12 protein-coding genes are annotated in these 14,490 nt (G+C 31.3%); 7 read left to right on the top strand and 5 right to left on the bottom strand.

Going from position 1 to position 14,490, the window contains the following annotated elements; translation table 11 throughout:
- Positions 1 to 300 precede the first annotated feature (300 nt).
- The 4 genes from LNQ49_RS02505 (at position 301) to LNQ49_RS02490 (ending at position 6,721) form a co-directional block, all read left to right on the top strand.
- Entirely contained in the window at positions 301 to 1,251 is a 951-nt protein-coding gene (locus LNQ49_RS02505; RefSeq protein ID WP_229987206.1) for a PhoH family protein, read from the top strand.
- A gap of 265 nt (positions 1,252 to 1,516) precedes the next feature.
- Positions 1,517 to 2,350: a Cof-type HAD-IIB family hydrolase gene (locus tag LNQ49_RS02500; RefSeq protein ID WP_229987205.1), complete on the top strand. Its 834-nt coding sequence runs from the start codon at positions 1,517 to 1,519 to the stop codon at positions 2,348 to 2,350.
- 1,000 nt (positions 2,351 to 3,350) lie between these two features.
- Positions 3,351 to 5,702, top strand: coding sequence for a S9 family peptidase (locus LNQ49_RS02495; protein WP_229987204.1), 2,352 nt, complete (start codon positions 3,351 to 3,353; stop codon positions 5,700 to 5,702).
- Positions 5,703 to 5,770: 68 nt separating this feature from the next.
- Positions 5,771 to 6,721 carry a phosphoribosylaminoimidazolesuccinocarboxamide synthase gene (locus LNQ49_RS02490; protein WP_229987203.1) on the top strand — a complete coding sequence of 317 codons (951 nt, stop codon included), beginning with the start codon at positions 5,771 to 5,773 and terminating at the stop codon, positions 6,719 to 6,721.
- Between the two features lie 66 nt (positions 6,722 to 6,787).
- Here the strand turns inward: LNQ49_RS02490 and LNQ49_RS02485 are convergent, their stop codons facing one another.
- Positions 6,788 to 7,333, bottom strand: a complete 546-nt coding sequence (locus LNQ49_RS02485) for an SRPBCC family protein (protein WP_229987202.1) — start codon at positions 7,331 to 7,333, stop codon at positions 6,788 to 6,790.
- A gap of 25 nt (positions 7,334 to 7,358) precedes the next feature.
- Positions 7,359 to 7,820, bottom strand: coding sequence for a DUF1801 domain-containing protein (locus LNQ49_RS02480; RefSeq protein ID WP_229987201.1), 462 nt, complete (start codon positions 7,818 to 7,820; stop codon positions 7,359 to 7,361).
- A gap of 240 nt (positions 7,821 to 8,060) precedes the next feature.
- On the opposite strand from LNQ49_RS02480, the gene LNQ49_RS02475 reads away from it, so the two are divergent.
- The 3 genes from LNQ49_RS02475 (at position 8,061) to LNQ49_RS02465 (ending at position 9,816) form a co-directional block, all read left to right on the top strand.
- A complete protein-coding gene (locus LNQ49_RS02475; protein ID WP_229987200.1) occupies positions 8,061 to 8,453 on the top strand; it encodes an ankyrin repeat domain-containing protein in 393 nt (130 codons plus the stop codon).
- 252 nt (positions 8,454 to 8,705) lie between these two features.
- Positions 8,706 to 9,083 carry an ankyrin repeat domain-containing protein gene (locus tag LNQ49_RS02470; protein WP_229987199.1) on the top strand — a complete coding sequence of 126 codons (378 nt, stop codon included), beginning with the start codon at positions 8,706 to 8,708 and terminating at the stop codon, positions 9,081 to 9,083.
- A 349-nt stretch (positions 9,084 to 9,432) separates the two neighbouring features.
- On the top strand, positions 9,433 to 9,816 hold the full coding sequence (locus LNQ49_RS02465) for an ankyrin repeat domain-containing protein (RefSeq protein WP_229987198.1): 384 nt from the start codon (positions 9,433 to 9,435) through the stop codon (positions 9,814 to 9,816).
- 97 nt (positions 9,817 to 9,913) lie between these two features.
- Here LNQ49_RS02465 and LNQ49_RS02460 read toward each other — a convergent pair whose 3' ends face one another.
- The 3 genes from LNQ49_RS02460 to LNQ49_RS02450 form a co-directional block, all read right to left on the bottom strand.
- Positions 9,914 to 11,002 (bottom strand): M42 family metallopeptidase, encoded by a 1,089-nt coding sequence (locus tag LNQ49_RS02460; protein ID WP_229987197.1) that lies wholly within the window; start codon positions 11,000 to 11,002, stop codon positions 9,914 to 9,916.
- A gap of 256 nt (positions 11,003 to 11,258) precedes the next feature.
- Positions 11,259 to 12,278, bottom strand: a complete 1,020-nt coding sequence (locus tag LNQ49_RS02455) for an FAD:protein FMN transferase (protein WP_229987196.1) — start codon at positions 12,276 to 12,278, stop codon at positions 11,259 to 11,261.
- A 22-nt stretch (positions 12,279 to 12,300) separates the two neighbouring features.
- The gene (locus tag LNQ49_RS02450; protein WP_229987195.1) at positions 12,301 to 14,490 is read right to left on the bottom strand and encodes a PepSY domain-containing protein; all 2,190 of its coding nucleotides are present in this window, start codon (positions 14,488 to 14,490) and stop codon (positions 12,301 to 12,303) included.

The following is a 14,490-nucleotide window of genomic DNA, read 5'->3' as shown; positions in this document are numbered from 1 at the left end:
TGCAAAGCTAATAATAGTAAACGCAAAAAAGAAAGAAGAAAAGACAAAATATATTTTTAAATAATTAAATAGTTATGATAGTCTTGGTTTTTAGTTTGTAATGGAAGTATAAGAATAGTTTCAGCCGCAATCGCAGTATTTAATTTGTAAATTGAATATTTTAAATTATGAAAAGTAAGTGAGATTTCGTGAAAATCGTAAATAGCCACTGACATACTGAGACTGAATACTAAAAAAAAGAAACACCCGACAGCCATTTGATTTATAAAAAGAATTAATTTTAATTTAAAACTACCTCATTTGAACGAAAGAATAATCGAGCTAATAGACATCGCTCCAAAAGACTTTTGGGGCGCTCAAGACACTCATCTTGAAATAATCAAAAAGTACTACCCAAAGCTTAAAATAGTAGCAAGAGGGACCACTTTAAAAGCGTTCGGCGAAAAAGAAGTCTTAGATGAATTCGAAAAAAGATTTCAAAGATTAATGGTTCATTTCACACGATACAATAATATTGACGATAATGTAATTGAACGCGTGATTATGAGTGATGGTCAGGATGAAAAAAAAGTATACGACCATGACAAAATATTAGTTCATGGAGTTGCAGGTAAAATCATCAAGGCTATGACGCCAAATCAGCAACTATTGGTAGATACCATTAAAAAGAATGATATGGTATTTGCTGTTGGTCCTGCTGGAACCGGAAAAACGTACACTGGTGTTGCAATGGCTGTAAAAGCACTTAAAGACAAAGAAGTAAAAAGGATCATACTTACACGACCAGCGGTAGAAGCAGGGGAGAACCTTGGTTTTTTACCAGGCGATATGAAAGAAAAACTAGATCCATACATGCAACCTCTTTACGATGCTTTGCGCGATATGTTGCCAAATGAAAAACTCGAAGATTATATCTTAAAAGGAATTATTCAGATTGCGCCATTAGCATTCATGCGTGGGCGTACACTTGATAATGCTTTTGTAATTCTGGATGAAGCACAAAATACAACACATTCTCAAATGAAAATGTTCTTGACCCGTATGGGGAAAAATGCCAAATTCATGATTACAGGAGATCCTGGTCAAGTCGATTTGCCAAGAAGAACGATCTCTGGGCTTAAAGAAGCGATATTGGTACTTAAAGATGTTGATGGCATTGGAATTATTTATCTTGATGATAAAGACATTGTACGCCATCGATTGGTGAAAAAAGTAATTGATGCTTATAAACAAATAGAAAACAACGATTAATTTTTTGAAAAGATTTTTGTGATAGGTCAGATGTGAAACGTAAAATATGTTTTAGTATTTAACAACACATAAATTTAATTTTAGGGATATTCGTTTTACACAAATCTTCAGCGAGTTGTGTAAAACGAATATCTTTTTTAAATTCTAACTTAGTGTTAAATAAATAATAAACTTGCCCATTTTTAAGCTTTATAGCTTGTTTAACTTTGCTCTTGTGAGTGTAAACCATTAAATTTGTTAATCAAAAAATAGTAGACACTTACATATGAATTCAGAATCTAAAAACATTAAAGTAATAATTACCGATTTAGATGGTACGTTACTTAATCCAGAACATAAAATTTCTTCTTATACAAAATCAGTTTTTCAAGAACTTTACAATCAAAATTATCTAATAATTGTAGCTACAGGACGTCATCATCTTGATGCGTTAGGAATTATTGATACACTAGAAATTCCAGTTTATCTAGTAAGCTCAAATGGAGCACGTATTCACTCGCCAGACAAGAAAGAACTTTTTGCTTTTAATATTGAAAGTGATGTTGTAAAACAAGCTTTGAGTGTAGATGTAGATCCAGAAATCACTACAGTTTTATTCAAAGAAGATGTTTGGCTTACGAATAGATTGAGTGAAAAATTAAATAGTTTTCAAGCCGATTTAGTTTACCACCCAGAATTGGTAGATTATTCAAAATTGGAAGATTACAGTGCTATAAAAATATTCTTTACACATGATGATCATGAAAAATTAGTTGCATTAAAAGATGTTATCTTAAGCACAAATTCAGACAAACTGCATCATGCTTTTAGTTTGCCAAATTGCCTTGAGTTTATGGACAAATCTGTAGATAAAAGTGTAGCAATAGCTAAAGTTTTAGAAAAAGAAAATGTAACTTTTGATGAAGCAATTTCTTTTGGAGATGGTTTTAACGATGTGAAAATGTTATTATCTACAGGAAAAGGACTGATTATGGGTAATGCACCTCAAAACTTAAAAAATGAGTTGTCACATATGGAAGTTATCAATACAAATAAAGAAGATGGTGTAGCGAAATATTTATCAGAGAAAATCTTAGGTAAAGTTTCAGCAACAATTTAGAATACAAAGAGAATCCTCTTTTCTACAAACAATATTTCTATGCTTTTAAATCTTTTTAGTAACAGCTAAAAAGATTTAAAAGCATAGTGTTCCTTACGTATTTTGCGTAAACCTTTGTGAACTTCGCTGTTAATTTTTTTGCAAGAAATCAGAACAATTAAAGGATTAAATTTGTTTTTATCTGCATAATCTGCGTGCTTATGCTTACTGCATTCAGTTGCTTTTTCACCATTAAAGAATTAAGAAAATTAAGCGTTGCATCTTTTGCGTAAACCTTTGTGAACTTTGTAGTTAATTTTTTTTGCAATAGATCAGAACAATTAAAGGATCAAATCTGCTTTTATTTGCATAATCTGCGTGCTTATACATACTACATTCAGTTGCTTTTTTCACTATTAAAGAATTAAGAAAATTAAGCGTTGCGTGTTTTGCGTAAACCTTTGTGAACTTTGCGGTTAATTTTTTTGCAATAGATCAGAACAATTAAAGGATTAAATCTGCTTTATCTGCATAATCTGCGTGCTTATAGGTACTGCATTCAGTTAGCTTTTTCACGATTAAAGAATTAAGAAAATTAAGCGTTGCTACTTAATGAAACTTAATAGTTTAATGATTATTTTTTTTGCCACAGATTATATTCACTAGATTTAAAAGTGTTGCGTATTTTGCGTAAACCTTTGTGAACTTTGCGGTTAATTTTTTTGACAAGAGACCAGAACAATTAAAGGGTTAAATCTGCTTTTATCTGCATAATCTGCGTGCTTATGCTTACTGCATTCAGTTGCTTTTTACCATTAAAGAATTAAGAAAATTTAACGTTGCGTATTTTGCGTAAACCTTTGTGAACTTTGCGGTTAATTTTTTAGCAAGAGATCAGAACAATTAAAAGGATTAAATCTGCTTTATCTGCATAATCTGCGTGCAAAAATTTTAACATGTAGTTATTTTTATCATTATTAATTTTCAAAGTGTATTTTTGTGTCAATCAAATAACATAAAAATGACTAAAAATATCTTTGCAGTTGCTTTGTTGGTTTTTTCAATATCAGGTAAAAGTCAGACCCTAAAGTTGGAGGAAATCATGAAAGGAGACTCATTTGTTGGTGTTCAACCTATCAATCAACATTGGAGTTTAGATGGAAAAAAAGTTTACTTCGATTGGAATCCAAATAATGACTTAGGATTAAGTACTTATTTCTGGGAAAAAGGTATGACAAAACCAGTACTTGCCCAACCAAAAGAAGCCGCTTTCTCTCAAATGGATTTTAAAAGAAATGGGACATCCGATATTGTTTATTATATCGATAACGGAAGTTTGTATTCATATTCTATAAATAATAAGATTACAAAAAAGTTATTCCAGCAATCAAATCCGATTTCTAATTTAGAATTGGGCTTCGAAGCTGGAATTTTATTTTTTCAGCAAAACGGTAATTTGTTTAAGTACAATACCAAAGAAGGTACACTTGTACAAATCTCTAATTTTAATAGCGGAGACAAAGAAGAGAAAGAATCAAACAAAGATTCGTTTCTAAAAACACAGCAGAAAGAGTTATTCCAATTTATTAGAGATAAAGAAGCTAAAAAAGAATGGAATGCGGCTAAAAAGAATAGTATTAAATCTGATTTTCCTAAAGGGTATTACTATGGAAAAAAAGAAGATTTTCAAAGTCTTAAAATTAATCCAAACGGAAATTTCGCAACATTTAACTTAATTGAAAAACTAGATGTTAAAATAGAAAAAATGGAAGTTTTTATAACTGCAGATGGTTATAATCAATCTCCAGATACTAAAGAAAAAGTCTCTATAGACAATTTTGCGAAAACTAGATTTGGAATTTATTCGGTTGCCAAAGACTCTGTTTATTTTGTGAATTTTTCAACGTTAAGTCATATTCAGGACGTACCTAAGTATTATGATTCGTATGAAAAACTGAAGAACAAAGAAAAATCAGATAAATTAATAGTTGTTCAAGCTCCAGTTTATAATTCAACAGGTTCATTGGCTATAGCCGAAATTAGAAGTCAGGATAACAAAGACCGATGGTTGATTAGTTTGAATTTAGATAAAGGAACTTTTGAAGAAATCGAACACCAACATGATGAAGCTTGGATTGGTGGACCAGGAATTCCGTCTTATGCTTTTGATTCGGGAACACTAGGATTTCTTTCAGATAATGAAACGGTTTATTTTCAATCAGAAGCTACAGGTTATTCGCATTTGTACACTTATAATGTAAAGACTAAAAAGAAATCTCAGCTTACTAATGGTAATTGGGAAGTAAGAGATTTGATTTTGTCAAAAGATAAAAAGACATTTTATTTAACAACAAACACAACACATCCAGGAAATAGAAACTTCTATAAATTAGCTACAGTTAATGGTGTTTTAGAGCCTATTTTAACTAAAGATGGAGCACACGAAGTAAGTTTGTCTCCAGATGAAAAAACAGTACTGGTACGTTATTCTTATAAAAACAAACCTTGGGAATTGTATATTGGAGAGAATAAAAAGAATACAACACTACAGCAAATAACTTCTTCGACTACAGAAGAGTTTAAAAAATACCAATGGAGAGAACCAGAGGTAATTACATTTAAGGCACAAGACGGAACTACCGTTTATGCAAGATTATATACTCCAAAAACGGAAAAGAAAAATAAAGCAGCAATATTATTTGTTCATGGAGCTGGATATTTGCAAAACGCACACAATTATTGGAGTAATTACCATAGAGAGTATATGTTTCATAATATGTTGACAGATTTAGGTTATACTGTTTTGGATATAGATTATAGAGGTAGTGATGGATATGGAAGAGATGTTAGAACTGGAATATACCGTTTTATGGGAGGAAAAGATTTATCAGATCAAATAGACGGAAAGAAATACTTAGTTGATAATTACGGAATCGATGCTAGTAGAGTAGGTATATATGGAGGTTCTTACGGAGGTTTTATCACTTTAATGGGAATGCTTACTACTCCGGGAGAATTTGCTTCTGGAGCAGCATTGCGATCTGTTACAGATTGGGCACATTACAATCACGGCTATACAGGGAATATTCTTAATTTTCCAGAAACAGATCCAGATGCATACAAAAAAAGCTCTCCAATTTATTTTGCAGATAATCTAAAAGGAAACTTATTAATGCTTCACGGAATGGTAGATGATAATGTAGAATACAAAGATATTGTACGTATGTCTCAGCGTTTTATAGAATTAGGCAAAAAGAATTGGAGCCTTTCATCGTTTCCTGTAGAAGCACATGGATTTAAAGAAACCTACTCTTGGATTGATGAATATGACAGAATATTGCATTTATTTAATACAACACTATTAAAAGAGTAATTATAATCATTTTAAAGTGTAAAATAATTTTAAATTTGCATTCATAAAACACAACACAACAAATAATAATGAGCAATACAATTACAACTACTAATTTTAATTTTCCAAATCAGAAATCGGTTTACCGCGGAAAAGTTAGAGAAGTTTATAATATCAACGATGAACTTTTGGTTATGGTTGCTACTGACAGGCTTTCGGCTTTTGATGTAGTTTTACCAAAAGGGATTCCATATAAAGGACAAATCTTAAATCAGATTGCAACTAAATTCATGGAACTTACTCAGGATATTGTTCCGAATTGGTTAATTGCAACGCCAGATCCAAACGTAGCAGTAGGTCATTTATGTGACCCATTCAAGGTAGAAATGGTAATTAGAGGATATGTTTCAGGTCATGCGGCACGTGAATATGCGGCTGGAAAAAGAGAAATTTGTGGTGTGGCTATGCCGGAAGGATTAAAGGAAAACGATAAGTTTCCAACACCTATCATTACTCCAACAACAAAGGCAGATAATGGCGAGCATGATGCAGATATTTCGCGTGAAGCGATTCTTTCAAGAGGAATAGTTTCAGAAGAAGATTATTTGGTTCTTGAAAAATACACTAGAGCTTTATTTCAAAGAGGAACTGAAATTGCTGCAAGTCGCGGATTAATTTTAGTAGATACTAAATATGAGTTTGGTAAAACTAAAGAAGGTGTAATTGTTTTAATTGACGAAATTCATACTCCAGATTCTTCTCGCTACTTTTATGCAGATGGATACCAAGAAAGACAAGATAAAGGTGAAGAGCAAAAGCAATTATCAAAAGAGTTTGTGCGTCGTTGGTTAATTGAAAATGGTTTTCAAGGACAAGAAGGACAACAAATTCCTGATATGAACGATGCTTATATCGAATCTGTATCGGAGCGTTATATCGAATTATATGAAAATATTCTAGGAGAAAAATTCGTTAAGGCTGATATAGACAATATTGATCAACGTATTGAAAAGAATGTAATAGCATACTTGAGCAAATAATATTTACTCAAATGAAATTAAAAAAATAACCCCGCAATTTAAAATTGTGGGGTTTGTTTTTTTAGGTTATTGCTGGCTTTCTTGAATTACTTTTAAATTTTGAAGTCCTGTTTCAAGTTGTTCTCCTAACATTTGATCTATATTCATAAAGGCAAGCATTAGGTTCATAGGATAAGGTGATCGACCATCAAACCCCCACTTGACTTTAGTTTGTGTTGGAGTAACTTCTTCAGTTGTCATATAAGCCATATCATTTGATTCCATAGGAGCTATAAAACGCAATTCATATTCTATTCTTTCGCCAGGTACAATTTTTTTTATTTCTTGTTCTCCTTTACCTACGTTTTTATCATTGCTATCCCAGCCTGCTATTGCACCAACTGTTCCATCGGTACCAGAAAAGGTTTTTCTCATTGCAGGATCTAATCTAGCCCATACACTAAAATTGTTTTGATTCTTTAAAAATTTCACATAGTTAAAAACACTATCTTTTGGTTTATTGATAGTAACCTCCCTCTCTACATGATATTCATTTGGTAAAAATAGCGCTACTATCAATCCTAACATTACAATACTTAAAAGTCCGAGAATAATTTTTTTAATAACATTCATAGTTTTATAATTAAGTGGTTTATAATCATTTTGATTTTTTAAACTGTGTTTCATAACAATTAATCCAATCGGAAACAGTCATTTTTTGCACAAGTTCTGCTATTAGGTCATATGGGATATCATCCATTTTTTTAAAACGAATGCAACTTTTTCCCATATCTAGTTTTTGTTTGCTGTATTTGGGATATTCAGCCACAAACCATTGCAATAATTCAGGTTTTGCATAAATTCCCATATGGTACAATGCTATAAAGTTTTTTTGTGATGCTATATTTATAAATGGCAAAGGCAATTTTGGATTGCAATGATAGCCATCAGGATATATTGAATGGGGTACGAGATAGCCCAGCATTCCATAGCTTAATTCTTCAGTAAACCCTTCTGGAATATTAGTAAGTATCGTTTCACGAAGTTTAAAAAAAGAAAGTTTTCTTTCCTCTGGAAGTGATGATAAATATTCTTGGATTGTTTTGGCTGATGACTGCATTTTAAGTTTTTATTGTAAAGTTAAATAAAAATTATTGTTGTGAATTTTAATTGGTTATAAAAAATAAGGTGTTGTTTTTAATTTTTTACTGCTAATAATGTAACCTTTTTGTTTTCTGTGCGTCATATTAGTATGATGGGGGCTTTTTGAATTAATTAAAACTAGAATTTAATTTTATGAAATTTCACCCATTATAAATCATCAAAAAATCAATCAAAAAACAATCAAAAATCAATCATCATGAAAAAGTCGATCGTCTATTTAGGGATTGCTTTAGTTGCCTTAGTGACTAATGCAAATGCATCAAACACTAATTTTAAATCACACATTAATGACAAATACATTATTCAAAATTATGACAGAAGTCCTTTGAATGTTGCAATCAGTCAAGGTGATATTGAAGCAGTGAAAAAATTTATTGATTATGGAGCTGATGTAAATAAAATATTAAATGGAATGACTCCATTGATGGCAGCGGCTCGCTATAATAAAGTTGAAATTATTAAGTTCTTGATCTCAAAAGGGGCAAGCTTAGATACTAAAAATGAGAGAGGATATACTGCTTTGAAGTATGCTGAAGTTTCAAAAGCAAAAGATGCTGTAGAACTTTTAAAAAGTATCCTTAAAAAATAGCTTTAATTTAAAATTGTAGTAGAAGGCCTCAAATTTCAATTTGAGGTTTTTTTATATATAAATGTGTAACTTTTATTTTTTTTGTGTGTCCTATAATAAATGTTTTTGTCTTTGTTATAATACGAGGTATGTTAAAATTTCAATTTAAAGAATGTTTTACTTTTAAAACATGATACCTTGTAATGCATACTATTGTTTTTAATTATATATTTGTATTAGAATTTAATAATCATCAATCAAAAATCAATCATCATGAAAAAATCTATCATTTATTTAGGAGTAGCTTTAGTCGCTTTTGCAAATGTGACGTTAGCTTCAGGTTCAAATTATAAATCATTTAGTAACGATATGCACATCAGTTATGATGTAAGTCCATTAAATGATGCAATTTGTAAAGGGGATTTAGAAACAGTTAAAAAGCTTATTGAAAATGGGGCTAAGGTTAATAAGTTTTCAGGAGGACTTACCCCATTAATGACCGCAGCAAGATATAATAAAGTAGAGATTATTAAATTTTTGCTTTCAAAAGGAGCTAATCCTTATACTACAGCCGATAATGGTTACAATGCTTTAAAATTTGCTGAAGTTTCTAAAGCAGTAGATGCCGTAGCCATTTTAAAAGAATATTAATCATAATGAACTTAAATTAAACAACACCTCAATTCTTAAATTTAGACTTGAGGTGTTGTTTTTATTGGGGCTTTGGGTTTGTTATTTTAAAATTATTAAATATTTGACATTCAGACTCTTATTTTATTTTAAAATTGTGTAACATTTTTTTTATTTAGGCGTCTTTATAGTAGAGTCGCTTGTATTTTAAAACAATAATTTAAAGTTCCGCCTCTAATTTTAAGTAAATGTTAATTATTAGTTAAAACAAAGTACCTTGTAATGCATAATACCAATTTTAAATATATATTTGTATAAGAATTAATAGAAATTCAAAAAATCAAAAATCATCAATCAAAAAACAATCACCATGAAAAATTCAATCGTTTATTTAGGAGTAGCTTTAGTAGCTTTTGTTAATGTTTCTTTAGCTTCAAATTCAGTTCAAAAATCATTTATTAATGACAAAGCTATTGTTTCATCTTTTGATTCAGCACCATTAAATACAGCTATAAGAAAAGGGGATATCGAAACAGTTAAAAAGTTTATTGAATATGGAGTAGATGTCAATAAAATATCAAATGAGTTGACTCCATTAATGACTGCAGCACGATATAATCAAGTTGAGATTATAAAAATTTTGTTATCAAATGGAGCAAATATTAAAGCAAAGAATGAAAAAGGTTTTACTGCATTAAAATATGCTGAGTTGTCTAATGCAAAAGATGCTGTTGCACTTTTAAAAAGAGACTAATAATATGATATTAAAGTTAAGGTTAGTTTTAATAAAAAACCCCATAAATCTAAATCAGGATTTGTGGGGTTTTTTAATTAAGAAGCTATTTTAAATTTTATTTGAAATAAGAAAAAGTTTCTTCGTTTTCAATTTTAAGTAATGATTCGTAAATCAATTTAATTACGTTTTCTACATCATCACGATGAACCATTTCTACAGTAGTGTGCATGTATCGTAATGGAAGAGAAATTAAAGCTGAAGCTACTCCACCATTGCTGTATGCAAACGCATCAGTATCAGTTCCTGTAACACGAGAAGATGCTAAACGTTGAAACGGAATTTTATTAGTTTCAGCAGCATCAATTATCAGTTCACGTAAATTATTTTGTACAGCAGGTGCGTAAGTAATAACTGGTCCTAAACCAATTTTTGTATCCCCTTCAATTTTCTTTTCAATCATAGGAGTAGTTGAATCGTGACAAACATCAGTAACAATAGCTACATTAGGTTTGATAGTTTTGGTAATCATTTCAGCACCACGCAAACCAACTTCTTCTTGAACAGAATTTGTAATGTACAATCCAAATGGAAGTTTTACTTTGTTTTCATGTAGCAAACGAGCTACTTCGGCAATCATAAAACCACCCATTCTGTTATCGATAGCACGACAAACAAATTTATTTTCGTTTAGAATCATAAATTCGTCAGGATAGGTAATTACACAACCTACATGAACTCCCATTTTTTCAACTTCCTCTTTGGTTTCACAACCTAAATCAATAAAAATATTGCTGATTTTTGGAACCTCTTCTTTATCACGTAATCTTGTATGAATTGCTGGCCATCCAAAGACTCCTTTAACAATTCCTTTTTTAGTATGAATATTAACTCTTTTTGATGGAGCAATCTGGTGATCAGATCCACCATTTCGAATCACATATATTAATCCGTCATCAGTAATATAGTTTACATACCATGAAATTTCATCTGCATGCCCCTCAATAACTACTTTATATGGAGCGTCTGGGTTTATAACACCCACTGCAGTTCCGTATGTATCAGTAATAAAAGTATCAACATAAGGCTTTAAGTAATCCATCCAAATTTTTTGACCATCGCTTTCATAACCAGTAGGAGAAGCGTTATTAAGATAGCTTTCTAGAAAAGCAATTGAAGTATCGTTTAAGATTGATTTTGTACTCATAAAAATATTTTTTTCTAAATTATAAATTTGTGTTTTATACCCATACCAACTTATTTAAAAGGATTATCTGAGTGAGTAATCTATTTTAGTTAGTAGTTTAGGCAAAAGAGAGTAATTAATGGATAATTTCTCGCATACTTGTAACGCCTAAATGCAAAGTATATATAAGCAAAAGTAAACTTAATTTTGACGAAAGACAAACAAGAAGATTTCGTTTTTGTTAACTTTTAAGAAGATAGTAGCTATGATTAGTAAACTATAATTTGGCCTTGAATTTTTTGAGACGGAAGTTTTCTGATTTTATAACCTTTCCTTTATCAGTAATCATCAGGCAGCTGTAATTAGGAAACTTTTTAAGGAATAATAAGCCCTCTTTTTTCCCTAGTACCATCATAGAAGTGCTCAAACCATTTGCCATTTCGGCATTAGGACCAAAAACAGTTACACTACATAAACCAGTTGCAGGATATCCTGTTGCAGGATTTATAATGTGTGAATAGTGTTTACCATTAAAAACAACAAATTTTTCATAGCTTCCAGAAGTGGTAACAGCTTCTTGTTCTAAAGGTACAACAGCTAGGAGTTTCTCAGGATTAAACGGATTGGTGATGCCAATTTTCCAAGGCGCACCATTAGGTTGTTTCCCCCATGTACTCATATCCCCTGAACCATTTATAATTCCAGCATTAATTCCTTTTGCTAGCATCATATCACGGCATTTGTCAGCCGCATAGCCTTCTCCAAGTGCACCAAATCCTATTTTCATTCCTTTTATCTTCAGAAATATAGTAGATTGTACAGAGTCTAAAATGATGTTTTTATAGCCAACTTTCTCTACCGATTTTTTAATGCTTTCTGGAGAAGGCATTTCGGTCATCGATCCGTCAAATTTCCAGATTCTATCCATTGCGGCAAAACTAACATCAAATCCACCATTTGTCATTTCCGATAAACGGATTGCTCTTTGTGTTAATTCAAAAACTTCTCGATCTACTTTAACAGGTCGAATTCCAGAATTTTGATTTACTTCGGAAACTTGTGAATCTGATTTCCAATCTGAAATTAAATTTTCTATTCTAGTAATTTCGGCAATAGAAGCATCAATATTTTGTTCAGCAGTCAGAGAATCGTTTGCGACAATTGTAATGTCAAAACGGCTTCCCATGAGGAGTGTAGTTCTTTTTCGTAAAACTTGAGCTTGCGCATGAGTATAAAAGCTACAGCTAAGTACTAAAAAAAATAAAAGTTGCTTTATAGAGTTTCTATTAGTTTGCATGAATAGTATCTTTTGGATATTGCTAATAACAATCAGTCAATATTTGCCCATTATTTTTAAAGTCCAATATGCTTTTGGTTTGTTTAGATAGGCATAATACATCAAGAGCAGTTTCTACATCTTTTTGCATAGCCAATGAACCACAAATCATAATGACACCACCTTGTAATAATAAATCAACAAAGAAATTAGCATCACGGTTTATCAAATCCATTACATAAAAATGTTCTGCTTCACGTGATAATGCTAAATGAAAACCATGAAGGTGTTGCTTCTGAATCATGGTTTCAGCAAACTTTTTATATCCAGAAACAGTTTCAGTTTCCATTCTGAAACCACAATACAAATGAGTTTCTGTTTTTGTTTTATTTTGTTCAATCATTCCAAGGAAAGGAGCAATACCAGTTCCGTTTGAAATAAAAGCCACTTTAGGAGAATTTTTAGGAAAGTAAAAAGCTTGATTCTTTAAAATTCTTGCTTTAATGACAGAACCAAGTTCAAGATCATTTAAATAACTAGAGCCTAAGCCATGTGAATGCAGTTTTACAACTAATTGCACATTGCCTGAATGATTTCCAATAGAGTAGAGGCGTTCTCTATTGTCATTTGCAGGATAAACGGCTAGTAAATCACCTGAAGTAAATTTGGTGCTGCTTCCTGCACGTAAAGTAAGTATAAAAGTATGTTCTGAATCAGTAACAAGAGTTTTATCTATTACTGTTAATTTCTGTAATCCTTTAGGAACTTCATTATACAAAGAAGGTGTTGGAGATAACGGAATTCCAGTTTTATCACTCCATAATCTAACCCAGTTTACAAATTCTTCGGCAGATTTATCATTTATAGTCTGAACTTCAAGTAAACGATTAGCCCAATTTTGTTTTTCTAATGCAGCATCAATTTCATAAGCAAAACCGCAAAAGCTAGGATAGATTTTTGATCCAAACCCAACAACAGAAAAATGAACTTTATGTTCTTGATTGTGTTTTTTTAGGATAGATGCAAACTTGTCTCCATTAGAAGGGGCGTCACCTAAACCGTGTGTTGATGTAAAAATAATAATGTGTTCTGCTTTGGGGAAAGTTTTAAAATTGTTCAATTCGCTCAAGAAAACTTTTTCACCGTTTGCAATCAATTGCTTGTGAATTGCATTGGCAAATCGCAAAGAACTTCCGTTTTCAGAACCAGCTAATAAGATAAATTTACTTTCATCAGCTTTGCATTTATTTTTGATTCGGCTTGCTCTTCTTTTTAAAGTCATTGCAAAACCAGAATAAATAAAGAACAGAATGTTTAGACACGTAATTCCAAGAATTATTGCCCAAATAGCATTGGTTTTTCCGGTATGAAGATTAAGGCTTAAAAGAGCTAATTGTGTTCTCGTTGGAGAAAGTTTCTCTGTTACTAGAGCCCCAGTTACCTGATTAACTTCAATTTCACGGTCACTCAATTGAATAATATAATATTCTTCAGGATCATCAGAGAAAGGAAATTCTATCTTCTTAACATCTGATAAAAGAGTGTGTTTGAATATAGATGTTTTGTCATCTTTTTGTTCCGCAACCGTAATTGATTTTTCCTGCTGCTTTTTTTCTTTATCCATGAAAAAGTTAAACCTTTCCAATGTTAGATAAGTTCCAGTGAGCGCAATAATCAAAATTGGTATTAAACTCAATCTTCCCAAGACAATGTGATAGTATTGAGAAAAATAATCTTTGGTTACTTTCGAAAAGAATTTACGGACTCCTAGTTGTCTTTTAACAACAAGTACAAAACCTGAAATCGAAATTAAAAAAAGTAAAAATGAGATAAACCCAACAAAAAAACGTCCTGTTTCTTTTAAAAATAAAGAACGATGAAAAGCGGTTACCCATTGAATAAATTCTGTCTTTTTTAAAGGCGTACCAATCTCCTTGGCGGTTAATGGATCAATATAAGCATTGACATCATTACCGTCTTGATCTATAGCCTGAAGTGTTACAAATTGATTGTGATCTACACTTAATTCTGTAATTTCAGGATATAGCTTTTTTAAAACAGGCAATGTCTGTTCTAGAGTTATTGTATCAAAATTTGTTGCTCGGTAAGGAAGTGTTTTTTCTTGTACAGCATCAACTGCCAAAATTATACCTGTAACAGATGCAACTAGTAGAAACAAAGAAGAAAACAAAGCCAAAGCCAAGTGAGAGTAACGCCAAAAAGAAAGAATCAT

Source organism: Flavobacterium pisciphilum (assembly GCF_020905345.1).
Classification (GTDB): Bacteria; Bacteroidota; Bacteroidia; order Flavobacteriales; family Flavobacteriaceae; genus Flavobacterium; species Flavobacterium pisciphilum.
The sequence above is the reverse complement of the archived record's forward strand: the minus strand, read 5'-3'. Positions and strand labels throughout refer to the sequence as shown.

Excerpts from the sequence above, each read along its gene's own strand:
- LNQ49_RS02480 (WP_229987201.1), bottom strand. The coding sequence starts at position 7,820 with ATGCAGTCATCAGCCAAAACAATCCAAGAATATTTATCATCACTTCCA.
- LNQ49_RS02470 (WP_229987199.1), top strand. The coding sequence starts at position 8,706 with ATGAAAAAATCTATCATTTATTTAGGAGTAGCTTTAGTCGCTTTTGCA.
- LNQ49_RS02475 (WP_229987200.1), top strand. The coding sequence starts at position 8,061 with ATGAAAAAGTCGATCGTCTATTTAGGGATTGCTTTAGTTGCCTTAGTG.
- LNQ49_RS02500 (WP_229987205.1), top strand. The coding sequence starts at position 1,517 with ATGAATTCAGAATCTAAAAACATTAAAGTAATAATTACCGATTTAGAT.
- LNQ49_RS02490 (WP_229987203.1), top strand. The coding sequence starts at position 5,771 with ATGAGCAATACAATTACAACTACTAATTTTAATTTTCCAAATCAGAAA.
- LNQ49_RS02460 (WP_229987197.1), bottom strand. The coding sequence starts at position 11,002 with ATGAGTACAAAATCAATCTTAAACGATACTTCAATTGCTTTTCTAGAA.
- LNQ49_RS02450 (WP_229987195.1), bottom strand. The coding sequence starts at position 14,490 with ATGATTCTTTCTTTTTGGCGTTACTCTCACTTGGCTTTGGCTTTGTTT.
- LNQ49_RS02455 (WP_229987196.1), bottom strand. The coding sequence starts at position 12,278 with ATGCAAACTAATAGAAACTCTATAAAGCAACTTTTATTTTTTTTAGTA.
- LNQ49_RS02485 (WP_229987202.1), bottom strand. The coding sequence starts at position 7,333 with ATGAATGTTATTAAAAAAATTATTCTCGGACTTTTAAGTATTGTAATG.
- LNQ49_RS02495 (WP_229987204.1), top strand. The coding sequence starts at position 3,351 with ATGACTAAAAATATCTTTGCAGTTGCTTTGTTGGTTTTTTCAATATCA.
- LNQ49_RS02465 (WP_229987198.1), top strand. The coding sequence starts at position 9,433 with ATGAAAAATTCAATCGTTTATTTAGGAGTAGCTTTAGTAGCTTTTGTT.